Source organism: Phaeobacter sp. 11ANDIMAR09 (assembly GCF_001294455.1).
Taxonomy (GTDB): domain Bacteria; phylum Pseudomonadota; class Alphaproteobacteria; order Rhodobacterales; family Rhodobacteraceae; genus Pseudophaeobacter.
Genome location: NZ_LIKT01000013.1, coordinates 95538 through 122111, shown reverse-complemented (window position 1 = coordinate 122111; position 26574 = coordinate 95538). Strand labels below are relative to the sequence as shown.

Here is a 26574-nt window from a genome sequence, read left to right as displayed (position 1 = left end):
GCCCAGGAAAATGCCCGGCTTTTTTTTTGTCGGGGGCCCCCCCGCCTATAAATCATAGAGGCGGGTGAATTTTTCTTCGAGATACTGCATCAGAGGCGCCGGGCTGGGTGCGGCGCCGGCAGCTCTCTCGATGGTGTCTACCGGGCTGCGCAAACCACCGTGCTGCTGCAGGTTCTGGCGTAGCCAGGTGGTGGCAGAACTGGTGTTGCCAGTGGTCAGCTCTGCATCCAATTCCGGCAGATCCGCGCGCATTTTCTGGTTCAGGCATCCGGCATAGACATTGCCCAAAGAATAGGTCGGGAAATAACCAAACAAGCCAACCGACCAATGTACATCCTGCAAGCAGCCGTTTGAGGGCTTATCGACGCTGTAGCCAAAATCTGCCTCAAACCGGTCGTTCCAGGCCGCCTCCAGATCGCCAACGTCCAGATCCCCCGCCATCAAGGCGCGCTCAAGATCAAAGCGCAACATGATATGCAGGTTATACTGCAGCTCATCGGCTTCGGTGCGGATATAGCCTTTGTGAACGGTGTTCACCGCCTTGTAGAATTCATCCGCGGTGTTGATGCCAAAATCACCAAAGACGTCGCGCATTTCGCCGAACAGCCAACTGGTAAAGGCGGCACCGCGCCCGATCTGGTTTTCATAGATCCGGCTTTGGCTCTCATGCACGCCCATCGACACTCCACGTCCCAGTGGCGTCAGCAGATAGTCACGGCTGATACCCTGTTCATAGGCGGCGTGACCAACCTCGTGAATGGTGGAATAGAAGCAGTTAAACGGATCATGGGCGCTGGTTCTAGTGGTGATACGCACATCCAGCCCGCTGCCTGAACTAAACGGATGCACGGCCTTGTCCACCCGACCATGGCCCATGTCATAGCCAAAGGCCTTGGCCAGCTTGCGCGTCAGCTTCATCTGGGCGGCCTCGTCAAAACTGCCCTGCAGGGCCTTGGGGGCTGGCTTTTCCAGCACCCGCGCCCGCAGATCCACCAAACCCGGACGCATCGCGTCAAAAGTTGCTGCAATCTCTGCGGCGCTGGTGCCGTGCTCATAATCCTCGACCATAGCGTCATAAACGTCGCCGCCGGCAGCGAGGGCCTGGCCCTCTTCTCGCTTCAGGGCAACCACCTCTTGCAGCACCGGCAAAAAGGCGGCCACGTCTTCATCCGCCCGGGCCGCGGCCCATTTTCCCTGCGCTTCTGAGGTGACACGGGCAAGCCGGCGCGCCAAATCCGAAGGCACCTTGACGCTGCGATCATGGCTGCGCTTGATCTCGCGCAGCTGCGCCGCAGCCACCTCATCCGGGGCCTCAGCCTGCGCCAGCCACTCGGCCACTTGGGGTGAGGAGCGCCGCGCGTGCAGCACCGCCTCGATGGCGGCCATTTCTTCACCACGCTGCGGCGCCGCGCCGCGTGGCATCATGGTTTCCTGGTCCCAGCCCAGGCGACCAGCGATCTGGCCTAGCGCCTGCGTATCGCGCTCATAGGCCATCAAAGTGTCAAAAATGCTCATGAATCAATGGTCCTTGATCGAAGTGGAAATGGGATAGGCCGCGAGATAGCGCGCCCGCAGGATCGCCACCCAAAGCGCCACAGCAACCAGCTGATGGGTGATCGCGGCATGCCAGGGAGCGCCATAGATTACGGTGATCACGCCGAGCAGGATCTGCAGGCACAAAACCGCAAAGGTGAGTGTGAAGGCGCTGCGGGTGAGCGGATGCGCTGACGCCCGTCCTTTGAGAAAGACAACCACGCCAAAGGCAAACAGCAGATAGCCGCAGACCCGGTGAATGAACTGAACAAGGCCCGGATTTTCAAAGAAGTTCTTCCAGATAGGTTCAAACATCAGCGGATTTGGCGGGATCAATTGCCCCCCCATCAAGGGCCAATCGGTATAGGAACGTCCGGCATCAATTCCCGCCACCAGAGCGCCCAGCAGGATTTGCAAAAAGGCAAAATGGAGCAATCCTGTGGACAGCCCAAAGAGCTTGGTTTCCTTGGCGCGACGCGCCTGCATCAGATCCCGCTCGCTGCGCCCCAGCAGAAACACATACCAGGCAATGAAGCCCAGGATTACAAAGGCCAGTCCCAGATGGGTCGCCAGCCGATAGGAGGCGACGGCAGTCATGCCCTCGCCCTGGGTCACGCCCGAGGAAACCATCCACCAGCCGATTGCGCCCTGGACACCTCCCAAGACACCCGGCAAGGCCAGACGCCCGGCCCAACCCGTAGGGATTTTTTTGGTCACAAGGAAGCCCAGGAACCCGATGGCCCAAATCAAGCCAATCACCCGGCCCAGTTGGCGATGGCCCCATTCCCACCAATAGATGGTTTTGAAATCAGCCAGTTCCATCCACTGGTTTTCAATGCGCCACTGATCAATCTGCTTGTATTTGTCGAATTCGGCCTGCCATTCCCCCTCTGACAACGGCGGGACTGCTCCGGTGACAGGGCGCCATTCCGTGATCGACAGCCCCGAATCCGTGAGCCGCGTCAAACCACCTACCACAATCATCGCAACCACCAGGGCAAAGAGCAGCATCAGCCAGGCCCGAATGGCCCCGCGTGCGCCGCCTCGGCCGCGATCAATCATACCCGGCGCAACGGCCGGGGCGGTGTCGGATTTATCGCCCGAGACCTCTTCAAAAATGCTGCGCTTGCTCATGCTTGCCTCTTTTAGAACTGTGGCCAAGCTAGGCAGGCTTGCCGCGAAGGTCCAGAGCATGCGCGCTGATCAGAGGCAGAGAAGTCACTTTTCTGGTCAGCTTTCGCTCTCATCCTGGGCCGTGCGTTCCTTGTTCCGCCAGCGCACCATCTGCCGCATGACACCATGCAACATCTGCACATCTGCCCGTGTCAGCGGCAGTCGGCTGAACATATTTCGAAACACCACCTTCATGCCCGCAGCCTTGGTCTCTGGAAAAAAGAAACCTGCCTCATCCAGGCGTTGTTCATAATGACCAACCAGAGCCTCGACATCGCTGTTTGTTGCCCAGTCGGTCTTGCCCAGCGGAGTGACCTGTTGCTCGACCTCCTGTGTCTGGCGCTGCCACTCATAGGCGGTCAACAACACACATTGCCCCAGGTTCAGCGAGGCAAATTCAGGGTTCACCGGCACCGAGATTATCGCATTAGCGCGGGCGATATCATCGTTTTCCAGCCCAGCGCGTTCAGGGCCAAAGAGCACCGCCACTTTTTCCCCTGATTTGACCTTTTCGGCCGCCAGTTTCATCGCCGCTTCAGGGCTAAACACCGGTTTGACCAATTCACGCGGGCGTGCCGTTGTTGCAAAGACAAAGGAGCAATCCTCTAGTGCTGCAGGCAGGTCCTCGGACAGCTGGGCCTCATCCAGCAGACGCCCGGCGCCGGAAGCCATGGCGACAGCCTTTGGGTTGGGCCAGCCATCCCGTGGCGCAACAATGCGCATGCGATCCAGGCCAAAATTCCACATGGCACGGGCCGCCGCCCCGATGTTTTCCCCCATCTGCGGGCGGACCAGGACAAAGGCAGGCTGAGGCGTAGGGCTGGGCATTTTCTTCTCCGCTAAAGACCGCCTTGCTGTAGTCGCCACAAGGCCGATGAGCAACCCAAATGACCCGGCTGGGCTGGGTCTGATGGGCGCGCCGGGGCGAAATATGCTGCGCGCACAGCCAAAACCTTGCGCTCTGCCATAAAACCGCTAAAACCCAAACGTCAAAGAGAACAGGAGTGACCTGCATGGACAACGCCTCAGAAGCCCCGGAAGCCCCGCAGATCTACCTGATCTCCCCACCTAGTTTTGAACTGGGTCGCTTTCCTGACATGCTGGCACAGGTTCTGGACAGCGCCGAAATTGCCTGCCTGCGGCTCAATATGGCCAGCCGGGATGAAGACACTCTCAGCCGTGCGGGCGACGCCCTTCGCGAGGTCTGCCATGCCCGTGACGTGGCCATCGTGATCAGCGACCACCAGATCCTGGCCGAGCGTTTGGGCTTGGACGGCGTGCATCTGAATGACGCGTCCAAATCCGTTCGCACCGCCCGCAAATCCCTGGGTCCTGATGCAATTGTCGGCAGCTTCTGTGGAGCCTCACGCCATGATGGCATCAGCGCCGGAGAAGCTGGAGCAGATTATGTCAGCTTTGGTCCTGTTGGAACCTCGGGGCTGGGCGATGGCGCAGTCGCCGAGACCGAGCTGTTTGACTGGTGGTCACAGATGATCGAAGTCCCGGTTGTGGCCGAGGGTGGCCTGACCGAAAATCTGATCCGTACGGTCTCGCCCTATACCGATTTCTTTGGTCTGGGCGAAGAAATCTGGAACACGGATGATCCCGCAGCCACCTTAAAACGTTTGATGGCGGCAATGCGCTGATCTGCCACCAAGCCACAAGATATTGTAAAGACAGACAAAAGACGCAGATTTTTCCCTGCGTCTTTTCCTTTGCCTGCCTCCCAGATGCAGCCCTGGCCGCGTTTATAGGAACACGCGCTCATAAAACCAGTAGCTGCCGATCAATGCGATGGTGACCGAGGCAGGAATGGCCACCCGCCCCCTGTATTTGGGGTGTTTTCCGAACCAATAGCCCAACAGCCCAAAGGCAATGGTGATGACGGTCAACTGGCCCAGTTCCACCCCGACATTAAAGCCCAACAGGGCCGGGATGACGTGATCCTGCGGCAGGCCGAATTCCCCCAGAACCGAGGCAAAACCCAGCCCGTGCAACAGCCCGAAGGCAAAGATGACCAAGGGGCGCCAAAGGTGCAGGCGACGCGCAAAGATGTTTTCGACAGCGACAAAGACAATCGAAGCGGCAATCAGCGGCTCGACTACGGCAGGATTAACGCTGACCAGCCCTAAAGCACCAAGCGCCAGTGTTATACTATGGGCCAGGGTAAAGGTGGTCACTTGCCACAGCAGCGGCCCCATACGGGTACTGAGAAAAAACAACCCTAGAACAAACAGGATATGATCCAGCCCCTTGGGCAGAATATGATCAAAGCCGACGGGCACATAGGCCTGAAAGATCTCCCAGGGGCTTTGCACAGCGCCGCCTTTGAGCGCAATGGAAGGCGAGCGCAGGCCGCCCAGGAGATAACCGGTGTAGGGCTCGGGCACGCCATTCTGGCGCAGCACCAGCGCGCCAGAGCCTTTGGGCCAGGTCAGATTAAGATAAAGCGCCGAACTGGGGAGGCTCCCGGAAAACGCCAGTTGGGTGCTGCGCGGCAAGCTGGCATCTCCGACATCAGGGATCGAAACCTCCTCCAACTGCAAAGACACCGGACCACCGGCCTCAAGTCGTATTTCTGGCACCCAGTCCTCCGCAAAGAGGCGCACCATGGGTTCCAACTCCTGCTGGGACATGTTGCGAAGCAAATCGTAGTCATCGGAGCGATCGCTCTCGTCTGTGTCGCTGCGGCCATCCAGATCGATCCCGGCCACAAAGGCTTCGACGTTGAGCCTCAACACCAGATTGACCTGACCATCACTGCTGTCAAAATCAGCTATGGTCGGCGTTACCTCATGGGCGCGCCCCACAATCGGTAGGCAAAGGAGAAGGCTTGACAGGACAGCGAGGATACCCACCCTGATGGCATCAATTTGCAAAGTCCTCAAAATGCTCAAATCCTTGTTCCGCCCCATTGTCCTGCCAATTCTCTGCTTGGCTGCCAATCTGGCATCCATTCGGCCAGCTCTTGCTCATGAGTTTTGGGTTGAGCCAGAAAAATATCAAGTAGAAACCGGAGGCTCGCTCAAAGCAGGGCTCAGAAACGGGGAAATGTTCAAAGGCGCCCGCCTGCCCTATCTCGACCACCGTATTCGCCGGTTTGACATCAGTCAGCGGGACGTTCCCCTCCCCTACAGGGGACGCATGGGCGATATGCCCGCCTTGGTATTGGAAGCGCTAGAACCCGGTCTTCTGATCCTGCTCCATGAAACCACGCCTGATCTGATCACCTATGAAACCTGGGACGCATTTTCCTCCTTTGCCCAGACCAAAGGCCTGTTGGATGTAGACTCTTGGTCCCGAGGGCGCGCAGGCCCAAATGCGGGGTTCGGAGAATATTACACGCGCCACACAAAATCGCTGATCGCGGTTGGTTCTGGGATCGGGTCTGATCGGGCTTTTGGTCTGGAGACCGAGTTTGTCGCTTTGCAAAACCCCTATGAACTCCACCTTTCTGCCGGGGAGACGGCTGCAGTTTTGCAATTTCAGCTGTTGTATCAGGGGGTGGCGCGCCCCCAGACCCAAGTGGAGCTGTTTGCGCGCGGGCCAGAGGACGCGGTCCAACGCCAGATTTTCAAAACGGATGACAGTGGGGTTGTTCAAATCCCAGTGCAAAGCGGGCAGCGCTATCTGCTCAATTCCGTTGTACTGCGCCCGTTTGTGCCCACCACAGAAACCGAGGCAGCGGTCCTATGGGAAACCCTCTGGGCCTCCTTGGTTTTTGCCATTCCCTAGCCTCCAAGCTTCAGCCCTGGCAGATTTTTCGCTTGTCGCTTGCGGGATGCGACAAAAGGCGCAATAGAGTTGTCATGACACAGCATACTGCCACCCCCTCTTCTTCCCATGATGCCACGCCTCAGGTGCTGTGCATCGGCTCCGTTCTTTGGGACATCATTGGCCGCAGCCCCGCCGAGATGCGGCGCGGTTCCGATATGCCGGGACGTATTACCCGCCTGCCCGGCGGCGTCGCCATGAATATCGCGATGACCCTGGCGCGCTTTGGTCTCAAACCTGATCTGCTGAGCGCAGTTGGCCGCGATCCCGAAGGCGAGGAGCTGATAAAAGCCTGTAGCCAACTGGGCTGCGGCACCACACATGTCTACCGATCCGAAGATCTGCCGACCGACCGCTATATGGCTGTTGAAGGTGGCAATGGGCTCATCGCCGCGATTGCGGATGCTCATTCCCTGGAGGCCGCCGGCGACAAGATCCTGCGCCCGCTGATGGATGGCACCTTGGGATCAGGGCATGCCCCCTATGAGGGCGCCATTGCGTTGGATGGAAATCTGACCCTGTCGCTCTTGGCTGAAATCGCAACCGAGCCCGCATTTGCCAGAGCTGATTTGCGGGTTGCCCCAGCCTCACCCGGCAAGGCAGAGCGGCTGCGCCCCTTTCTCACCTCCACCCGTGGCACGCTTTATGTGAACCTCGAAGAGGCCGGTCTGTTGTGTCAGACCACCTTCACCGACAGCGAAACCGCCGCTCTGGCGCTGATCGCGCGCGGCGCTGCTCGGGTTCTTGTGACCGATGGTGGTGCTTCGGCCAGCGAAGCAAACAGCCATGGCGAATTGGACAGGGTCATCACTCAAAAGCCCCCACGGGTGACCGTCGCCCGCGTGACCGGTGCCGGGGATACCTTTATGGCCGCTCATATCGCCGCCGAGGCGCGCGGCGAAGACAGACACAAGGCTCTGGCCACCGCATTGCAGGCCGCAGCCACCTATGTTTCAGGAGAATCTCCACTGTGATCGAAATTCACTATTCCGCTGAAGCCCGTGCAGCCAAAGCCGCTGGCAAACCGCTGGTGGCGCTGGAAAGCACCATTATCACCCATGGCATGCCCTACCCACAAAATGTTGAAGTGGCAGCCCAGGTGGAGCAAGAGATCCGCGACGCCGGCGCAACCCCGGCCACCATTGCAGTGATCAACGGTGTTCTGCATGTGGGGCTGGAGGCCGAGACGTTACAGGCGCTTGGTCAGGCCAAGGAGGTCGCTAAGGTCTCGCGCGCCGATATGCCCGCCTGTATCGCAATGGGCAAGACAGGTGCCACCACAGTCGCGGCCACCATGATCGCGGCACAGTTGGCCGGGATTTCCGTCTTTGCCACCGGCGGAATTGGCGGCGTGCACAAAGGCGCTGAAACCAGCTTCGATATCTCAGCCGATCTGCTGGAGTTGGCCCAGACCCCGGTGACGGTTGTTGCGGCTGGCGCCAAGGCGATTCTGGACATTCCTAAAACCCTGGAAATCCTTGAAACCCAAGGGGTTCCGGTCATCGCTTACGGTCAGGACAGTTTCCCGGCCTTTTGGTCGGCCCAGTCGGAACTGATGGCGCCTTTGCGAATGGACAGTGCGGCAGAGATCGCCCGTGCCCAGGTCACCCGCACAGCCATGGGTCTGCCCGGTGGCCAATTGATTGCCAACCCAATTCCAGGTGATGCGGAAATCCCGGCGGAGACCCTGGCTCCGGTGATTGCCCAGGCCCAGAGCGAAGCCGATGCACAGGGGATTTCCGGCAAGGCGGTTACGCCCTTTCTGCTGCAACGCATCTTTGAGCTGACCGAGGGGCGTTCGCTGGCCGCAAATATCGCCTTGGTGCGCAATAATGCGCGGCTCGCAGCCAAAATTGCCCAAGAAATGGCTGAGCTTACTGCCTAACGGATTTTCCTGCGACTCGGGCATTGCCCCCTGCGTGATCAGTACCTAGGTTCTGGTTAACGTAACGGACGCCCCTGTTCCACTGACCTGATAAGTATCTGATGACCACACCCTTTGACGAAGACCCCATTCGCCACCGCCCTGGCCTGTTTGCGCGACTGCGCTCGTCGTTTTTCACCGGAATTGTGGTCATTGCGCCGGTTGGCCTGACCATATGGTTGATCTGGACCGTCGTGGGCTGGGTCGATTCCGTTGTCCTGCCTCTGATTCCACATACCATCTCGCCAGAGCAGTATATCGGCATCAACCTGCGTGGGGTTGGGGTGATCTTCTTTCTGCTCTTTACAGTGGTCATCGGCTGGATCGCCAAGGGTATTATTGGCCGCTCTTTGATCGGTTTTGGCGAAAACCTGGTGGAGCGCATGCCAGTGGTGCGCACCATCTATTCTGGCATCAAACAGATCTCGGAAACAGTTTTTGCCCAGTCCGAACGCAGTTTTGAAAAGGCCTGCCTGATCCAGTACCCACGCCGTGGGATTTGGGCCATTGGCTTTATTTCTACCACCGCCAAAGGCGAAGTATCGGCCCATGCCAAAACCAGTAGCCCAATGATGAGCGTCTTTCTTCCGACCACGCCAAACCCGACCTCGGGGTTCTTGCTCTTTGTCCCACAGGATGACGTGATCGAACTGGAGATGAGTGTTGAGGATGCGGCCAAACTGGTGATCTCAGCGGGGCTGGTCTATCCAAATTCCAAAGATCCAAGCGCGCCGCCCGAGGATGAAACGGGTGCATGAGCGTGTAACAAAGCCCTAGAAATTCTCTATCGCCCAGCAGAAAAAAGGGAAGGCTCCTGGCCTTCCCTTTGGTTTTAAACAGATGGGGCTGGGTGTTATTGGCCTGTCTTAAAGTGCCGTCCAGCCGCCATCGACGCTCAATGTGGTGCCTGTAATCTGTGCGGCCGCATCGGAACAGAAAAAGACTGTCGATCCGCCCAACTGCTCGACAGTGGCAAATTCCCGTGACGGCTGGCGCTCGAGCATCACCTTCTTGATCACCTCTTCGCGCGACATGTCATATTTTGCCATGGTGTCGGGGATCTGCGCCTCAACCAGCGGGGTAAGGACATAGCCGGGGCAGATGGCGTTGCAGGTGATGGGCTCTTCTGCGGTTTCCAGCGCGACGGTTTTGGTCAAGCCGACAACCCCATGCTTGGCGGCGACATAGGCAGATTTGAACGGCGAGGCTGTCAGCCCATGGGCAGAAGCAATATTGACCACCCGCCCCCAGCCAGCAGCCCGCATCATCGGCAGCGCCGCAGCCGTGGTATGAAAGGCCGAGCTGAGGTTGATGGCCAGGATGGCATCCCAGGTCTCAGCCGGGAACTCATCCACGGGGGCGACGTGCTGAATGCCTGCATTGTTCACCAGGATATCACAACGCCCAGCCTCCCCGATCAAGCTACGGCAGGCCTCGCCTTTGGACATATCAGCCTGGATGTAGCGGGCTGTCACGCCAAACTCGGTTGCGATCTGAGCCGCGAGCGCGTGATCCTCCTCCCGGTTGGTAAAAGAGTTCAACACCACATCCGCCCCAGCCCGCGCCAATTCGCGCGCAATCCCAAGACCAATGCCCGAGTTTGATCCGGTGATCACAGCGGTTTTTCCCTGGAGCGTCATCTGTTGTTCCTTCCTTGAACCCTGACAGTATCTGCCCCCTTCTTGCCATGCAGCTGCGACAAAGGAAACGCGTAGGACTACGTAGCCAATAGCCCGGAGTCGGGGCCGTCGGCAGAAAATCCAATGAGATCAATAAAACGCCTTAAAATCCTAAACTGCCCAAAAATCAGCTGGATTTTGGCTATTGCCCAAAAAAAACGCCCGCGCGAAGCGGGCGTGAAGTTATTGAGGCAGGTTTCATACAGGCAAGAAACCTATCGAGCAGTGACCCCTTTATAAGCAATTCCGCCTGTTCATCCAAGCTAAAAGTTTTAAATGACGCTGCTGAGCCCATGAGGTATAGAGCCAAGAAAATAAGGGATATAGGGGATTGTTGCCAAAGTGACTTCAGATTTTTTCCAAAAACTCAAAGTTGCAACCTCTGGAATTCTGCTGTTTTGCAGCACCGATCTTGCAGTCGCAGAATCATCCCATGGCATAGCTATGTATGGAACCCCCGCTCTACCACATGATTTTGTGGCACTACCCTACGCAAACCCCGATGCGCCCAAGGGCGGCAAACTGGTGGTAGGGAACACTGGCGGTTTTGATACCCTTAATCCTTTTGCTCAAAAAGGCACCCCGCCCTGGCAGCTGAGATTCTGGGGGTATGAAAGTCTGATGGGACGATCCTGGGACGAAGCCTTCTCTCTTTACGGGCTCTTGGCCGAATCAGTTGAAGTGCCTGAGGACCGATCCTGGGTCGAATTCACCCTCAGACCCGAGGCGCGGTTCTCAGACGGCAGCCCGGTCACCATCGAAGACGTCATCTGGTCCTATCAGACGCTGGGCACCAAGGGGCACCTGCGCTACCGGGGCTTTTGGAGCAAGATCGCCGAGATCCGCCAGACCGGTCCGCAAAGCCTGCGCATCAGTTTCAACACCCCGGACCGAGAACTCGCTCTGATTGCAGGACTGCGCCCGATTTTGCAAAAATCACAATGGCAGGACAAAGATTTTGCCGCCTCTGGCCTGACCGAGGCCCCGATTGGAACCGGAGCCTATGTGGTCGACAGTTTTGAGGCAGGTCGCCAGATTACCCTAAAGCGTAACCCCAACTATTGGGGCAAGGATTTGCCCTTTCGTCGTGGCACCCAGAATTTTGATGAGCTGCGCATCGATTTCTTTGGCGACCAAACCGTTTTGTTCGAAGCCTTCAAGGCGGGCGAGCTGAGCAGCTACCGTGAATTCAACGCCGACAAATGGGCCAGTGCCTATGGGTTTGCCGCGGTAGCCGATGGCAGGGTGGTAAAAAGCGAGATCCCCCATAAACGGCCCACCGGCATGACGGGGCTTGCCCTCAACACCCGCCGTGCGCCGCTTGACGACTGGCGGGTGCGCGAGGCGCTGCTGCTTGCATTCAACTTTGAATACATCAACGAAACCATCACCGGCAGCGCCCAGCCTCGCATCACCTCCTATTTTTCCAATTCCACCCTCGGAATGCGACCCGGCCCGGCCACTGGACAGGTGTCGCGAAACCTGATGGACTTTGCCGGGGAGCTGGCACCCGGGACGCTTGAGGGCTATCAATTACCGCAAAGTGACGGCACCAAGCGCAATCGCAAGAACCTGCGCAAAGCAATGGCGCTGCTGGAAGAGGCCGGCCTGAAGGTGACCGATGGCGCCCTGCGAGACGCCTCTGGGGAAGCGGTGGCTTTCAACGTCCTGCTGCGCCAGGGCGACAGCGAAATGAAGACTGTGGTAGAGATCTATGCCCGGGCGCTGGAGCGGCTAGGGATCACCCTGACGCCTGAACCCGTCGACAATGCGCAATTTTATGAGCGTCAAAGCAGTTTCGACTTTGACCTGACCCGCATTCGCCGTGAGCTTTCGCTTAGTCCCGGCAACGAACAGAAGCTCTACTGGGGGTCCGCCAGCGCCGGGCAGCAGGGCAGTCGCAACCTGATGGGGGTCACCTCACCTGCGGTTGATGCCATGATCGACAGGATGCTCAGCGTAGAAGCCCCAGAAGATTTTCTGGCCGCTACCCGGGCTTTGGACCGTGTGCTGACGGCCGGGCGCTATGTGATTCCCTTTTGGTCTTTTGACAAAGGGCGTATCGCCCATGCGCGCGAACTGAAGTTCCCCGAAACCCTGCCAATCTATGGGGACCGGACAGGTTTTATGCCGGATGTCTGGTGGTATCAGCAAAGTCAGCCCTGAGATTAAGCCTTTAGCGATAACCTTTTACGGGCGACATCGCGGCATCTAAGGCGCCGCGCCCTGCCGCCTGTGCTGCCAAAAGTGACTCTGGCGTTCTTTTTTTGCGCAGTTTTGGTATAATGCCCCCGTACGAGTAATCTTTGTATCAAGAGGGGAACCAATAGTGCGACTTTGTCCTCCCCCGCTGTGCTGGGAGGCTATCTACCCCCGAGCCAAGCAGCGGTTTCCACATCTGAAGCGCGAAACAGCCCCAAGTCTGGAGCGCGACCAAGAGGGATTTGTGAGCTACCTTGCAGATACACATCAGCTCACCCTCCGCGAGGCCCGCGAAGAGGTGAAAGACTTTCTCTTTATCGAAAGCCTGCATGCCGAACTCGAGGCTGATCTGGCTTAGGCAGCTTTAACACCCGAAATGTCAGACCAATATGGCCTTGGAACAGGAGTCCGAGGCTTTCACACTCTGCGTATGGTTTCTGTCAAAGCCTCAGCTGAGTGAGGTCACCCAGAGAATGGTTGCATCCTCTTGGCTGGTCGACACCACATTATGGCCCATCGCAGCGTCATAATAGGCACTGTCGCCGCGACGCATTTCTACCGGTTCATAGAATTCGGTAAACAACGTCACTACACCGGTGAGCACATACATGAACTCTTCACCGTCGTGGCGCACCCAGCCGTCGAACTCATCCATAGACCGCGCGCGCACCCGCGCCCGGTAGGGCAACATCTGCTTACGGCGCAGCCCTTCGGCCAGCAGCTCGTGCTCATAGGTGGCCGTAGCTTGGGCCGAGCCCTCGTTCATCTTGGTCACGGTCATGCGCCCATTGACCTGATCCCGTTGTGGCGGGGTGAACAGCTGCGGCACCGAAATCTCCAGACCAACCGCAAGCTTCTTCAGGGCTTCATAGGTCGGTGACATCTGGCCATTTTCGATTTTTGACAGAGTTGAGCGGGCCAACCCTGCCTGATTGGCGGCATGTTCCAGCGTCCAGTCGCGGGCCTTGCGCAGCTCACGTACACGGGCGCCCAGATCCAGAGGTTCTGCTTCGCGCTCCTCACCATTGGCGCGGGCAATGGTGATCAGAGATTTTGGGTCTTGTCCTGTCATATGGCCTCTATATGACGCCCGGTGGGTGCTTGCAACGTAGCACTTGTCGCGTTAGCCAATGCAGATGCTGTCTCTCTTTGATCAAGGGGCCTTTGCGCCCTGCCCCTCGCCCTTTAATCTGGCGGCCTTTGTTCTGCGTCACGCGGCGGCTCAGCCGGACAAGCCAGCCCTGGAAGTTGTTGGTGCCGCGACATCTCAGGTCTGGCATTTTGGCCAGCTGGAAGCCGCGGTGCGGGGCACAGGTACCGGATTGCTGCGGGCTGGCCTGGTTCCGGGACAGATTGTATTGATGCGCCTTGGCAATACTGTTGATTTCCCCATTGCCTACCTGGGGGCAATCGCCGCCGGCCTGGTGCCGGTGCCGACCTCGTCCCAGCTGACCGAAGAAGAAACGGCAAAGATGATCGGTGATCTGGCCCCTGCGGCGGTGCTGCGGGATCCGCAGGTGGCCTGTGCGCCCCATGATAACCAGATCTTGCTAAGCGATCTGCAATCCATGTATCTGCTGCCGCCCTGCGCCTATGAAATGGGCGATCCGGACCGGATGGCCTATGCGGTCTATACCTCGGGCACCAGCGGCAAGCCCCGAGCGGTGGCCCATGCCCATCGGGCGATCTGGGCCCGCCAGATGATGATCGAGGGGTGGTATGATCTCAAACCGACCGACCGCCTGTTGCATGCCGGAGCCTTTAACTGGACCTTGACTCTGGGCACCGGATTGATGGATCCCTGGACCATCGGCGCCACCGCCTTGATCCCCGAACCGGGCACTGACCCGGCCGTTCTGCCGACCCTGCTGCGCCAAAATAAGGCAACAATTTTTGCATCCGCACCAGGCGTTTATCGCAAGCTTCTAAAGGTCAAGACTGCGATTTCCCTGCCCACCCTGCGTCACGGGCTCTGTGCTGGGGAGAAACTTTCCTCCCATCTGCACAGGGCCTGGAGAGACCAGACCGGAACAGAGCTTTTTGAAGCATATGGCATGTCGGAATGTTCCACCTTCATTTCCTCCAGCCCGGCGCATCCCGCCCGTGGCGAGGCCCTGGGGCAGCCGCAAAAAGGGCGCAGGGTCGCTATTCTCGGGCCAGATGGCCCCGTGCCTCAGGGCCAGGAAGGCACCATAGCCATTCACCAAAGCGATCCAGGCTTGATGCTGGGCTATATTAACGCCGCCGAAGAAAGCGCTGCCCGCATGCAAGACGGATGGTTTTTGACCGGAGATCAGGGCGCCATGGCAGTGGATGGCCAGATCAGCTATCTGGGACGGGCTGACGACATGATGAATGCCGGTGGCTTCCGGGTCTCACCGATCGAGGTCGAAACGCAGCTCGCGGCCCATCCTGGCATTACCCAGGTCGGAGTGGCTTCCGTCGAAGTGAAAACCGACAGCCATATCATTGTCGCTTTTTACACCGGCCCAGAGGTCCTGACCGCCGCCGAGCTTGAAGCTTTTGCCGCCGCCCATCTGGCCCGCTACAAACAACCCCGTGCCTATGTGCATCTCGACATGCTGCCAAGCGGCGCAAACGGCAAATTGCTGCGCCGCGCCCTGCCCGCCTATTTCAAAGGATAGCCCATGACCGCCGATCTGCCCTCCGTAAAGCTGGACATCATTTCCGATCCGATCTGCCCCTGGTGCTACATCGGCAAAACCCACCTGGACAAAGCCCTGGCTGAAATTCCTGATCATCCCTTTGTCATTGAATGGCACCCGTTTCAGCTGAACCCCGATATGCCTCGCGCAGGCATGGATCGCCGCGCCTATCTGGAAGCCAAGTTTGGTGGCAAGGAAGGCGCGGTCAAGGCCTATGCACCTGTAGTGGAACATGCTGAAAAAGCCGGTTTGAGCATTGATTTTGAAGGCATGAAGCGCACACCAAATACCATCGACGCCCATCGCATGATCCATTGGGCCGGGATCGAAGGCAAGCAAAGCGCCATGGTCGATGCCCTGTTTGATGCCTATTTTGCCCAGGCCCGTGATATTGGCGATCGGGATGTTCTGGTCGAGATTTCTGAAAGCATCGGCATGCAGGGCGAGGTAACCCGGCAGCTTTTATCCGGAGACAGTGACGTCGAAGACATTCGCAACCGGGATTCCCATTCCCGTAAAATGGGCGTCTCCTCTGTGCCGACCTTTATCATCGCCAACCAACATGCGGTTCCTGGTGCCCAGCAACCTGGGATGTGGAAACAGGTGATTGCAGATATAATGGAGCAACTTCAAACGCCTGCGAGTGATTCATGAAGCAACTCAGAAATATCACCATCTTTGTGGCCCTCCTTGTCGTCATCAGTAGCAGCACGGTTTTCTTTCACATCATCGAAGGCTGGAGCTGGGTTGATTCCTATTTCTTCACCGTCGTCACTATCTCGACCGTGGGCTATGGCAATCTGGTGCCAGTCACCGTTGCCGGCAAACTGGCCACGACATTTCTGATCTTTGGCGGCCTAGGTGTCTTTGCCCTGGCAATCCATGAATTTGCCAAGGTCCAGCTGCTCAAGCGGCAGGAGCACAACGAATGGCTTTTTGCACGGCTTGGTCATCACAAGCCTGACGATGAAGGTTCAGCAGCAAATAGAGATGACCAACCCCACCAAGGTAAGACGACCCATAAGCCATCGGGTCACTCCCCCCAGAACCCGGGCAGCGAGGCTTAGACGGGGCTCGCCGGCCGGTGTGGAGCCAAGTCATGCGGGCCACGGCCCCTCTTGGAAGCCCCGCTGCACAAGAGCTGTCTGCTCGACATACTACACAAAACAACAATGCACATAGCTCTGTGCGTTTTGAGCCATGGCGTCTGGCGGAACCGCATGATAGCCGCAAGGATACGAGACCCGGACTGGAAACACCCTTTCCTTGATCCCCGTTGTCTCTTGCGAGGATCCCTATGACGTCGAAAAACGCCCAGGCCATGTCCAAGGCCGAATTCATTTCTCTGGTTGCGATGATGATGGCCACGGTTGCCTTTTCCATCGATGCCATGCTGCCGGCTCTGCCGGAAATCGGCGCAAACCTCAGCCCTGATGACGTCAATCGCGCACAATTGATCCTCACGTCCTTTGTGCTGGGCATGGGCATTGGCACCTTCTTTACCGGCCCGCTGTCTGATGCCTTTGGCCGCAAGCCCGTGATCATCGTCGGAGCTGTGGTTTACATTCTCTCCGCTGGTATCGCCTGGGCCTCTACCTCGCTGGAGCTGGTCCTTTTTGCGCGGGTGACAATGGGGTTGGGCGCAGCCGGCCCTCGGGTTGTGGCAATTGCAATCGTCCGCGATCTCTATTCCGGCCGTGAAATGGCCCGCATGATGTCCATTGCCATGCTGATTTTTACCCTAGTTCCGGCAATTGCCCCGATGCTTGGCCAGTTTGTCATCATTCTGGTGGGCTGGCGGGGCATTTTTGCCGCCTTTGCGCTGTTTGCTGTGATCATCTCCCTGTGGACCATGCTGCGCCTGCCAGAACCCCTGGCCCGTGAAAATCGTCGGCCCTTTAGAGCGCCTTTGATGTTGGCCGCGGTCAAAGAAATGGCCCAGCATCCCACCGTACGCCTGTCTATCGTGGTGCAAACCCTGTGCCTGGCGATACTTTTCACCATGCTGACCATGGTACAGCAGATCTATGGCACGATCTTTGATCGTGCCGATAGCTTTCCCTTCTGGTTCAGCCTTGTCGCCTTGATCTCTGGCAGCGCCAGCCTGCTGAATGCCGCCGTTGTGGTGCGCATTGGGATGCGCCGCATCGTGACATGGTCACTGGGTTTTCAGATCCTGCTCTCCAGCCTCATGCTCGCACTCGAAACCATTTCCCTGCCCGGGACCCTGGCTTTTGGCTGCTTTGTCGCCTGGCAAACCACCGTCTTTTTTATGGCCGGCACCACGCTGGGCAATCTTAACGCCATGGCGATGGAGCCCATGGGGCATATCGCCGGCATGGCGGCTTCAGTCATTGGGGCGATCTCCACCGTCTTTGCCGCCGTCATCGCAGCGCCGATCGGGCTGTTGTTTGATGGCACTCTTTTGCCAATCACGCTTGGCATCCTGGTGATGTCCACCGGCGGGTATCTGGTTATGCTCCATATCGCACGGGTTGAAGCCCGGATGCTGGCCTAGCCTCAGCATTGCCGCAAGCAGCGTCACGTGACCGCTTGCCGCTTGCCCTGCGAGCTTCTAACCTCTCCAGAAATCTTGGAGAGGTTTTTTATGGAATATCCGTATGATCTGGGCAACTACTCCTGTCCTATCACGACCCATTCACCCCTGACGCAACTGTGGTTTGATCGGGGATTGATCTGGACCTATGGCTATAACCATCAAGAGGCAATTGCCTGTTTCAAACAAGCGCTCAGCCATGATGACACCTGCGCCATGGCCCATTGGGGGCTCGCTTATGCCTCTGGACCCAACTACAATATGCCCTGGGAATTGCACGACCAAGAGGGGCGCGCCTCGGCCCTGGCTGCGGCCTATGAGGCCAGTCAGGCGGCTCTCGCACACCTAGCAGGCTGCACAACGGCAGAGACCCTGTTGATCAACGCGCTACAGGCCCGCTACCCCCAACGCGACCTGGTGCAAGACATGCATGCCTGGGATTTTGATTTCGCCGATGCCATGCGCAGGGCCTTTGCCAGGTGCAACACCCATCTGGATTTGCGCACGGTCTATGTCGAAAGCCTGCTGAACCTTACTCCCTGGAAGATGTGGGATCTGAAATCCGGCCTTCCTGCGAAAGGCGCCGCAACGCAAGAGGCGCAACAGGTGCTCGAAGCCGCAATGGCGGCCTCTCCCGGCGCCATGCAACACCCGGGCCTTTTGCACCTCTATGTGCATCTGATGGAGATGTCGCCCAGCCCGGAGAAAGCGCTAAAGGCCGCCGATGTGTTGCGCCGGCTGGTGCCGGATGCGGGGCATCTGGTGCATATGCCCACACATATTGACGTCCTATGTGGCAACTATCACGACGTGGTTTTGTGGAATGAGGAAGCAGTCCAGGCGGATCTGAAATATTACGCCCGCGAAGGGGCCTATAACATCTACACAGGATATCGCCAGCACGACTATCACTTCGTGATCTATGGCGCTCTTTTCCTTGGACAAATGGAGCCCGCTCTGCGTGCCAACGCCGGGTTGTGGGAGACCACACCGGAAGAGATGCTCCGTATTGAGAGCCCACCAATGGCGGATTATTTTGAATCCTATATGGCGATGCATCCCCATATCCTGATCCGTTTTGGCCGCTGGCAGGACTGCATCGAGCTGGAACTTCCCGAAGATCGTGACCTGTATTGCACCCTGACCGCGACCACCCATTATGCCCGCGCCATTGGCTATGCAGCTACCGGCCAGGTGGCTGAGGCCGAAGCGGAGGAACAACGCTTTCTCGCGGCTAAGGCCCGGGTGCCTGACAGCCGCCTGATGCACAACAACCGCGTGGTGGATCTGTTGGAAATCGCCCGCGAAATGCTGCGCGGCGAGATTGAATATCGCAAAGAGAACTACGCGCTGGCCTATGAGCATCTGCGCCGCTCTGTCGACCTGGATGACAATCTGCCCTATGACGAGCCCTGGGGCTGGATGCAGCCCACCCGCCACGCGCTGGGCGCGCTCTTATTGGAACAGGGGCACGTAGCAGAGGCTGAAGCGGTTTACCGCGCAGATCTAGGCCTGGATGACACCCTGTCCCGCGCCTCCGTGCATCCGGATAATGTTTGGAGCCTCAAAGGCTTGTACGACTGCCTGAATGCGCGTGGCGAAGCAGTTGAGATCCAGCACATCAAGCAAAAGCTCGACCTCGCCCAGGCGCGCTCCGATGGTGTCTTTGCCTCCTGCGGCTGCGCCCAGGTCGCCATGCAACCGCAAAGCTGCTGTGGCAGCTAACCCCGAAGCCCGATCAACCTGACCGGGCTTCTTCATCAGTGTTTACTTGGCCTTTGCTTTCTTGCGCTCAGCAATCAGGCGCTCAGCCAGATCGCGTGCAATGGCAAAGGCACCTTTGATCTTGTCACTGTCTTTCTTCCAGTCACGACGCACCACGATCTTGTTGTCCTTGACCTTAGCCAGGCCATTCTGGCCCTGAATGAAGTCAACCAGCCCTTGGGGCGAGGCAAATTTGTCGTTGTGGAACTGAATTGTCGCGCCCTTCGGGCCTGCGTCCAGTTTGGCAATTCCGGCCCGTTTACACATTGCTTTGATGCGAACAACGAGCATCAAGGTATTGACCTCTTTAGGTAATTTCCCAAACCGATCGATCAGCTCCGCGGCAAAACCTTCCAACTCTACCTTGGTCGTCAATGAGGACAGGCGACGGTAAAGACCAAGGCGCACATCCAGATCCGGTACATAGGCATCCGGGATCAGCACCGGCACACCGAGATTGATCTGCGGAGCCCATTGCGCGTCACCATCGCTCAGGCCCTCCAGCTCACCGGAGCGGATCTTGGCAATCGCCTCCTCCAGCATCGACTGATAGAGCTCATAGCCGACATCGCGCATCTGACCGGATTGTTCCTCCCCCAGCAGATTGCCGGCGCCCCGAATATCCAGATCCTGGCTGGCCAGAGTAAACCCGGCCCCTAGCGTATCCAGCGAGCCGAGCACCCGCAGACGCTTTTCTGCCGCCGGCGTCAGGCGCTGGCGCGGCTTGGTGGTCAGATAGGCATAGGCGCGGGTCTTGGAGCGGCCCACACGGCCCCGGATCTGGTAGAGCTGCGACAGGCCAAACATATCGGCCCGATGAACCACCATGGTATTGGCGGTAGGAATATCGAGACCGCTTTCAACAATCGTCGTCGCCAACAGAACATCATATTTGCCATCATAAAAGGCGTTCATCCGGTCATCCAGCTCTCCCGGGGGCATCTGCCCATGGGCGACCACATAGGTAAGCTCTGGCAATTGCTCTTTCAGGAAGGCCTCGATCTCGGGGAGGTCCGAGATGCGCGGCACCACGTAAAAGCTTTGCCCACCGCGATAATGTTCCCGCAATAGCGCCTCGCGCAGGGTGACGGCGTCAAATTCACTGACGTAGGTACGGATCGCCAGACGGTCCACCGGCGGGGTGCCGATGATCGACAAATCGCGTACGCCCGTCAGGCTGAGCTGCAGCGTACGCGGGATCGGTGTTGCGGTCAGGGTCAGCACATGGATATCCGAGCGCAGCTGTTTCAGCCGTTCCTTGTGACCGACACCAAAATGCTGCTCCTCATCAATGATCAACAGGCCGAGGTTACTGAACCGGATATTTTTGGCCAGCAGTGCATGAGTCCCAATGACGATATCAATCGTGCCCTTGGCCATGCCTTCGCGGGTCTTGGCGGCGTCTTTTGCCGAAACAAAGCGCGACAACTGTCTGACTTCTAACGGAAATCCCCGAAAGCGTTCTGCAAAGGAGGCCGCATGTTGACGCGCCAGTAGCGTGGTCGGGGCCACCACAGCCACCTGCACGCCCGACATGGCCGCCACAAAGGCCGCCCGCATGGCGACTTCGGTTTTGCCAAAACCCACATCGCCGCAGATCAACCGGTCCATCGGCTGTCCAGAGGTCAGATCCGCCATGACCTCCTGAATGGCCCGCAACTGATCATCGGTTTCCTGATAGGGGAAGCGAGCCGAGAACTCCTCCCAGGCATGCGGTGGCGGATCCATTGCAGGGGCACGGCGTAGGGCGCGTTCTGCTGCGATCCGGATGAGTTTATCCGCCATTTCGCGGATACGCTCTTTGAGCTTGGCCTTCTTCGCCTGCCAGGCGCCGCCGCCCAGACGGTCCAACAGCCCTTCGTCATGGCCGTATTTCGACAAGAGCTCGATGTTCTCTACCGGCAGATAGAGCTTGGATTGCTCAGCATATTCCAGCAGCAGGCATTCATGGGCGGCACCAGCAGCTGAGACGACTTCCATCCCCTTGTAGCGGCCAATGCCGTGATCCACATGCACCACCAGGTCACCGGGGCTGAGCGATTGTGTCTCGGTCAGGAAGTTCTCGGCCTTGCGGCGTTTTTTCGGCGCCCGGATCAGGCGATCCCCCAGAACATCCTGCTCAGAAATCACCGTCAAATCGTCGGTCTGAAACCCGTGCTCCAGCGCCCAAACCGCCAGATGCAGCCCGGATTTTCCGATCCGCGTGCCATCCATCACCGGGATGACCTCGGCCAGCCCTTCGTCTTCGATCAACCCGGTCAGACGTTCGCGTGCCCCCTCAGAATAGGAGGCGACAACCACCGGCCCATGATGCAGTCGTATCTTAATATGATCCGCCAAGGCCCCAAAAAGGCTAACATTTTCCTGCTGTCGCTCGGGGGAAAAATTGCGCCCAATGCGCCCCCCAGCATCCACTACGCCCGGCCCAGAAGCCTGCGCCAAAGGGTGCAGCTGGATACGACGCTGGGGGGCAACGGCTGCCTCCCAAGCGGCATCATCCAGATAGAGCAGCCCCGGCGGGGTGGGTTTGTAGACGGTATCCATGCGCCCCTTCTGGCTCATGGCAATCTTGCGGGTCTCATATTGGTCTTCGATGCTGTCCCAACGCGCCAAACGCGCCGGGGTGACCTGATCATCAATCGTGACCGTGGACTCGGGCATATAGTCAAACAGCGTTTCCAGTCTTTCGTGAAAGAACGGCAGCCAATGTTCAATACCCTGATGCTTGCGCCCGGCGCTCACGGCCTCATAGAGCGGATCGTCCGCGCCTGCCGCCCCAAATTCGATCCGGTAGTTCTGGCGAAAGCGAGTGATAGCGGCTTCATCCAGGATCACCTCCGAGACCGGGGCCAATTCGATCAGATCCAGCTTTTGGGTAGTGCGTTGGCTGGCCGGATCAAAACGGCGGATGCCGTCCAGCACATCGCCAAAGAAATCCAGCCGCACCGGGCCGCTGTCGCCGGGCGGGAAGATATCGATGATGCCGCCCCGAATGGCATAGTCGCCGGGCTCCATCACGGTGGGGCTTTGCACAAACCCCATGCGCACCAGGAATTCGCGCAGGGATTTTTCATCCACCCGCTGATCCACCCGCGCGGAAAAGGCCGCGTCGCGCAGCACAGCGCGGGCAGGCACCCGCTGGCTGGCGGCGTTGAGAGTGGTGAGCAGAATGAACTGCTTTGGCATCTGATGCACCAGCGCCGCCAAACAGGCCATCCGCGCAGCCGCCACATCTGCATTGGGCGAGACCCGGTCATAGGGCAAACAATCCCAGCCTGGAAACACCATCACCGGTATGTCGGGCGCAAAAAAGGCCAGCGCAGCCCGCATCGCTTCCATGCGCTTGTCATCGCGAGCGATATGCAAAACGGGCTGGCCGGATTTTTCCAACTCATTCAGGATCAGCCGGGCATCAAAGCCTTCGGGCGCGCCGCCCATGGTAATCGCTCGTTGCGCCATATCGCGCCTCTCCTCTCAACATCTGTTCCCCAAGCCACTCTGGCGGCATTGAGTCCGGTAAAAACTGCCTGCGGATCGTAATGGGGCAAGGCCCCTGTTAGCTGAACGCTCCGGGAGACGTCCCAAACGCCACCACCCCGCGCGTTGCAGCTATCATTAGCCGCCCAGCGGGCCGATATGCAGGTTTTGATACATGCCCCACAAAGCGGTTACAAAAATACAGATCATTCCCAACAACTGAATCAAAAACCGACAGGTTGTCATTGCCCTATACAGATCTTCACCCTGGGCTTGCTTCCGAAGGATCTTATCCGCCGTAACCAGGTTGAGCAGCACCACTAGCGCCAGCGGAAAGACCAGCAAAAACACCGCTTGGGCAATTTCGACATGCAGTATGAACCCAAGGGTCGCCAGAACCGACAGGACAAAACAGGCCAGCCCCAACAGCCAGACCCCGGCGGAATTCACCACAAAGGTCATCCGGTTTACATTGATCCGCACCAGGTCTTCTAGATCCTGTGCCGATTGCCCACCGTATTTTCGAGCCCGCCCGACCATGTCAAAGGGAACGCCAAGAATCCGATGGCTCAGCGTGGACCACAAAACCGCAAGGGCAATCCAATACCAAAGATTGGAAAAGGACCGCAGATCAATCATCTCGGACAGGGTTTCAAACAAATTCAAAACGTTTACGCCTCTCTTTGCGCAGGGATCGCAGAACCGACCAAAGCAGTCTTTTGGTGCAGATTTTGGATTGCAGCCCCATAGCCCTGCATCCTGTCATCCGCGGCCCTGTATCCTCTGTCGCATAGGGTTAAACAAGCCCCTGCGGCATCTGTGACCACAGCAGATTGCAAAAAGCGCGGCGATTGTGCCACTTGCCAGCAACCGGGCTTCCATGCGACGTCAGAGGCCCCGAACAACCAAACAGATGAGTTCCAGATGAAGCCGACCGTCGCCTCCTTTCCCGCCGCCCGCCTGCGCCGTACCCGGGTCAGCCCCGCGATGCGGGCTTTGGTGCGTGAAAACACCCTGACAACAGATGATCTGATCTGGCCGGTCTTTGTGCGTGATGGAGAGGGGATTGAGGAGCCTGTGAGCTCGATGCCTGGGGTCGTGCGCCGCTCTGTTGATAAAATTGCAGAGGCCGCGGTCGAAGCGCAGGCGCTGGGCATTCCTGCGATCTGCCTGTTTCCCTATACCGATGCGGCCCTCAAGACCGAAGACTGTGCCGAAGCCTGGAACCCGGACAATCTATGCAACCAGGCCATCCGCGCTATCAAAGCCGTCGCGCCAGATATCTCGGTGATGACCGATGTCGCCCTGGACCCCTACAATATCAATGGTCACGACGGCTATGTTGTTGACGGCGAGATCCTCAATGATGAAACCGTCGACGCTCTGGTCAAGATGACGCTGGCTCAGGCCGAAGCGGGCGCTGATATCATCGGCCCGTCGGATATGATGGACGGGCGGATTGGTGCCATGCGCAGCGCCTTGGAAGCGGCCGGTCATCGCAATGTTGCGATCCTATCCTATTCGGCGAAATACGCGTCGGGCTATTACGGGCCGTTTCGCGATGCGGTTGGGGCCTCGGGCGCGCTGCAGGGTGACAAGAAGACCTATCAGATGGATCCCGGAAACAGTGATGAGGCCATGCGTCTGATCGAACGCGACCTGCAAGAAGGCGCGGATATGGTGATGGTCAAGCCGGGGATCGCCTATCTGGATATCTGCCACCGGGTGAAATCCACCTTTGGCACCCCCACTTTTGCCTATCAGGTCTCTGGCGAATACGCGATGATCCAGGCGGCGGCGCAGAATGGCTGGATCGACGGCGAACAGGTCATGCTCGAAAGCCTACTGGCCTTTAAGCGGGCCGGTTGTGACGGAATTCTGAGCTATTTTGCACCGCAAACGGCCCGGATCCTAAACGGCTAGCCGCGCTTAGGCGCCACTCAGCTCGGCCGGACCCGTATAAGCGCGCCTAGAAAAGAGCAATATGCCGCCCATTTGATGAGCTTCTGCCTGGCCAAGTGATGACACCTGGCCAGAAAAGGCCTATATATGCAGGCAGAGCCGGAAAACCGGCCTTCAACTTGACACCGCTCGGGGCCGGCGTGAGGGTAGGAACACTCCCCTTCATTTCTCCGCTTTGAGCTCCAGGACAGGCAACTGGATATATGAGCAGCACATCTTTTTACCGCATGTCACGTCGTGGCTTCACCCTTAGCCTTTTGGCCGGTGCAGGCGTCACGGCCGCTTGCGGAAATGGCATTGGCACCAACAATGGTGCCACAATCGACGCCCGCGTGGATTCAACTCTGAATCAAATGTACAGTCTTTACCCCAACACGCAGACCCTGGCGGCAAAATCCACAGGTATGCTGGTGATGCCGCTGGTAACCGAGGCCGGCTTCATCGTTGGCGGGGCCTATGGCCGTGGGGCGCTTTTGATCAATGGCGCCACCGTGGATTATTATTCAACCGTCAAAGGCAATGCCGGGCTGCAGATTGGCGCCCAGCAATATGCCCATGTTCTATTCTTCATGACCCAGGATGCGCTCAGCAGTTTCCGTCGTTCTTCGGGCTGGGCTGCTGGAGCGGATCTGGAATATGTTCTGCGCGATGACGGCAATAACATCACGGCTGATACAAACACTCTGACCTCTCCGGTGCTGGCGGCGGTGTTTGGTCAGGCCGGGTTGCGCATTGGCGCGACACTGGAAGGCACAAAATACACCCGCATCATCCCCTAAGAGGGGATCTTTCCAAAGACGCCCCTCGAAGGGTCGCCTAAAAAGAGGCCGTGCAAATTATCTTGCACGGCCTTTCTGTTTCTCATGCTCTGCGTCACAGGCCCCCCAGGCTAAGGGCGGCTAGAGCAAAGCAGCTCAGGGATCAATCCATCGCCCGCAGACGCTTGAGCAAAGAGGACGTGTCCCAGCGTCCACCGCCCAGCTTTTGCACATCCTTGTAGAACTGGTCCACCAGAGCGGTGACAGGCAGGCTGGCACCCGTTTGATCAGCCGCATCCAGGCAGATACCCAGATCTTTGCGCATCCAGTCCACGGCAAATCCGTGTTCGAACTGATCATCCAGCATGGTCTCATAACGGTTGGCCATCTGCCAGCTGCCAGCGGCGCCCTGGCTGATCACCTCAACCACCGCGCGCCCATCCAGGCCCGCCTTCTCGGCAAAATGCAGTGCTTCGCTGAGCCCCTGAACCAAGCCGGCAATTGCAATCTGATTGCACATCTTGGTCATCTGGCCCGCGCCACTGTCGCCAATGCGACGGCAGATCCGCGCATAGGCGTCGATGATAGGCGCGGCGCGTTCATAGGCCTCCGGATCGCCACCACACATCACCGACAAAACGCCGTTCTCTGCACCGGCCTGCCCACCCGAGATCGGCGCATCGACAAAACTGATCCCATTGGCACCGGAGGCGTCATATAGCTCGCAGGTGACCTTGGCCGAAACCGTTGTGTGATCCACAAAAACGCTGCCCGCAGCCATGCCGGCAAAAGCCCCATCTTCCCCCAGACAGATCCCGCGCAAATCGTCATCATTGCCGACACAGGCCATGACAAAATCCGCCCCCTGAACGGCCTCTCGCGGGGTGGCTGCAAAACTGCCGCCATGCGCCTGAGCCCAACGCTCTGCTTTCGCGGTTGTGCGGTTGTAGACACAGACCTCATGACCTGCGGATTTCAGATGTCCTGCCATTGGGTAGCCCATGACCCCCAACCCCAAAAACGCGATTTTTGCCATTTGCTTTTCCCCTGTTCCGAACTGGCTTATGTTGGCGCCACAGTACCATCGGTCCCGCAGGGTGCAATC

Annotated in this window: 22 protein-coding genes; 13 read left to right on the top strand and 9 right to left on the bottom strand. The window is 58.2% G+C overall.

Annotated features, from left to right (window positions below; translation table 11 throughout):
* Positions 1-45: 45 nt before the first annotated feature.
* The 3 genes from AN476_RS12835 to AN476_RS12825 form a co-directional block, all read right to left on the bottom strand.
* Entirely contained in the window at positions 46-1515 is a 1470-nt protein-coding gene (locus AN476_RS12835) for a carboxypeptidase M32 (protein ID WP_054461982.1), read from the bottom strand.
* Positions 1516-1518: 3 nt separating this feature from the next.
* Positions 1519-2667, bottom strand: a complete 1149-nt coding sequence (ctaA, locus tag AN476_RS12830) for a heme A synthase (RefSeq protein ID WP_054461992.1) — start codon at positions 2665-2667, stop codon at positions 1519-1521.
* A gap of 96 nt (positions 2668-2763) precedes the next feature.
* Positions 2764-3534 carry an RNA methyltransferase gene (locus AN476_RS12825; RefSeq protein WP_054461981.1) on the bottom strand — a complete coding sequence of 257 codons (771 nt, stop codon included), beginning with the start codon at positions 3532-3534 and terminating at the stop codon, positions 2764-2766.
* A gap of 185 nt (positions 3535-3719) precedes the next feature.
* Here AN476_RS12825 and AN476_RS12820 point away from each other — a divergent pair, with 185 nt between their 5' ends.
* On the top strand, positions 3720-4352 hold the full coding sequence (locus AN476_RS12820) for a thiamine phosphate synthase (RefSeq protein ID WP_054461980.1): 633 nt from the start codon (positions 3720-3722) through the stop codon (positions 4350-4352).
* A 102-nt stretch (positions 4353-4454) separates the two neighbouring features.
* Here AN476_RS12820 and AN476_RS12815 read toward each other — a convergent pair whose 3' ends face one another.
* The gene (locus AN476_RS12815; protein WP_253279896.1) at positions 4455-5594 is read right to left on the bottom strand and encodes a HupE/UreJ family protein; all 1140 of its coding nucleotides are present in this window, start codon (positions 5592-5594) and stop codon (positions 4455-4457) included.
* Between AN476_RS12815 and AN476_RS12810 the strand changes: the two genes are divergently transcribed.
* The 4 genes from AN476_RS12810 (at position 5569) to AN476_RS12795 (ending at position 9162) form a co-directional block, all read left to right on the top strand.
* Entirely contained in the window at positions 5569-6441 is an 873-nt protein-coding gene (locus AN476_RS12810; protein ID WP_371257348.1) for a DUF4198 domain-containing protein, read from the top strand. The genes AN476_RS12815 and AN476_RS12810 overlap by 26 nt on opposite strands.
* A 74-nt stretch (positions 6442-6515) precedes the next feature.
* Positions 6516-7454: a PfkB family carbohydrate kinase gene (locus AN476_RS12805; protein WP_054461978.1), complete on the top strand. Its 939-nt coding sequence runs from the start codon at positions 6516-6518 to the stop codon at positions 7452-7454.
* Complete coding sequence (locus AN476_RS12800; protein ID WP_054461977.1) at positions 7451-8365, top strand: pseudouridine-5'-phosphate glycosidase; 915 nt, start codon at positions 7451-7453, stop codon at positions 8363-8365. The genes AN476_RS12805 and AN476_RS12800 overlap by 4 nt, the downstream gene beginning before the upstream one ends.
* A gap of 101 nt (positions 8366-8466) precedes the next feature.
* On the top strand, positions 8467-9162 hold the full coding sequence (locus tag AN476_RS12795; protein ID WP_054461976.1) for a DUF502 domain-containing protein: 696 nt from the start codon (positions 8467-8469) through the stop codon (positions 9160-9162).
* 108 nt (positions 9163-9270) lie between these two features.
* Here the strand turns inward: AN476_RS12795 and AN476_RS12790 are convergent, their stop codons facing one another.
* Positions 9271-10044: a 3-hydroxybutyrate dehydrogenase gene (locus AN476_RS12790; protein WP_054461975.1), complete on the bottom strand. Its 774-nt coding sequence runs from the start codon at positions 10042-10044 to the stop codon at positions 9271-9273.
* Positions 10045-10425: 381 nt separating this feature from the next.
* Here AN476_RS12790 and AN476_RS12785 point away from each other — a divergent pair, with 381 nt between their 5' ends.
* A complete protein-coding gene (locus AN476_RS12785; RefSeq protein WP_054461974.1) occupies positions 10426-12249 on the top strand; it encodes an extracellular solute-binding protein in 1824 nt (607 codons plus the stop codon).
* Positions 12250-12733: 484 nt separating this feature from the next.
* On the opposite strand, the gene AN476_RS12775 is transcribed toward AN476_RS12785, so the two are convergent.
* Positions 12734-13357: a helix-turn-helix domain-containing protein gene (locus AN476_RS12775; RefSeq protein WP_054461972.1), complete on the bottom strand. Its 624-nt coding sequence runs from the start codon at positions 13355-13357 to the stop codon at positions 12734-12736.
* 64 nt (positions 13358-13421) lie between these two features.
* Here AN476_RS12775 and AN476_RS12770 point away from each other — a divergent pair, with 64 nt between their 5' ends.
* From AN476_RS12770 to AN476_RS12750, 5 genes are all read left to right on the top strand, one after another.
* Positions 13422-14930, top strand: a complete 1509-nt coding sequence (locus AN476_RS12770) for a class I adenylate-forming enzyme family protein (protein WP_054461990.1) — start codon at positions 13422-13424, stop codon at positions 14928-14930.
* 3 nt (positions 14931-14933) lie between these two features.
* Complete coding sequence (locus AN476_RS12765; RefSeq protein ID WP_054461971.1) at positions 14934-15605, top strand: DsbA family oxidoreductase; 672 nt, start codon at positions 14934-14936, stop codon at positions 15603-15605.
* Positions 15602-16018 carry a potassium channel family protein gene (locus AN476_RS12760; protein ID WP_054461970.1) on the top strand — a complete coding sequence of 139 codons (417 nt, stop codon included), beginning with the start codon at positions 15602-15604 and terminating at the stop codon, positions 16016-16018. Before AN476_RS12765 ends, AN476_RS12760 begins: the two co-directional genes overlap by 4 nt.
* A gap of 230 nt (positions 16019-16248) precedes the next feature.
* The gene (locus tag AN476_RS12755; RefSeq protein WP_054461969.1) at positions 16249-17469 is read left to right on the top strand and encodes a multidrug effflux MFS transporter; all 1221 of its coding nucleotides are present in this window, start codon (positions 16249-16251) and stop codon (positions 17467-17469) included.
* Positions 17470-17559: 90 nt separating this feature from the next.
* Positions 17560-19233: a hypothetical protein gene (locus AN476_RS12750; RefSeq protein WP_054461968.1), complete on the top strand. Its 1674-nt coding sequence runs from the start codon at positions 17560-17562 to the stop codon at positions 19231-19233.
* Positions 19234-19275: 42 nt separating this feature from the next.
* Here the strand turns inward: AN476_RS12750 and mfd are convergent, their stop codons facing one another.
* Both mfd and AN476_RS12740 read right to left on the bottom strand, forming a co-directional pair.
* On the bottom strand, positions 19276-22731 hold the full coding sequence (gene mfd / locus AN476_RS12745; RefSeq protein ID WP_054461967.1) for a transcription-repair coupling factor: 3456 nt from the start codon (positions 22729-22731) through the stop codon (positions 19276-19278).
* 156 nt (positions 22732-22887) lie between these two features.
* Positions 22888-23415: a hypothetical protein gene (locus AN476_RS12740; protein ID WP_054461966.1), complete on the bottom strand. Its 528-nt coding sequence runs from the start codon at positions 23413-23415 to the stop codon at positions 22888-22890.
* Between the two features lie 258 nt (positions 23416-23673).
* Here AN476_RS12740 and hemB point away from each other — a divergent pair, with 258 nt between their 5' ends.
* Both hemB and AN476_RS12730 read left to right on the top strand, forming a co-directional pair.
* Entirely contained in the window at positions 23674-24672 is a 999-nt protein-coding gene (gene hemB, locus AN476_RS12735; protein ID WP_054461965.1) for a porphobilinogen synthase, read from the top strand.
* A gap of 242 nt (positions 24673-24914) precedes the next feature.
* Complete coding sequence (locus AN476_RS12730) at positions 24915-25490, top strand: YSC84-related protein (protein WP_054461964.1); 576 nt, start codon at positions 24915-24917, stop codon at positions 25488-25490.
* 142 nt (positions 25491-25632) lie between these two features.
* Here AN476_RS12730 and AN476_RS12725 read toward each other — a convergent pair whose 3' ends face one another.
* Positions 25633-26505: an NAD(P)-dependent oxidoreductase gene (locus AN476_RS12725; RefSeq protein WP_054461963.1), complete on the bottom strand. Its 873-nt coding sequence runs from the start codon at positions 26503-26505 to the stop codon at positions 25633-25635.
* Positions 26506-26574: the final 69 nt, after the last annotated feature.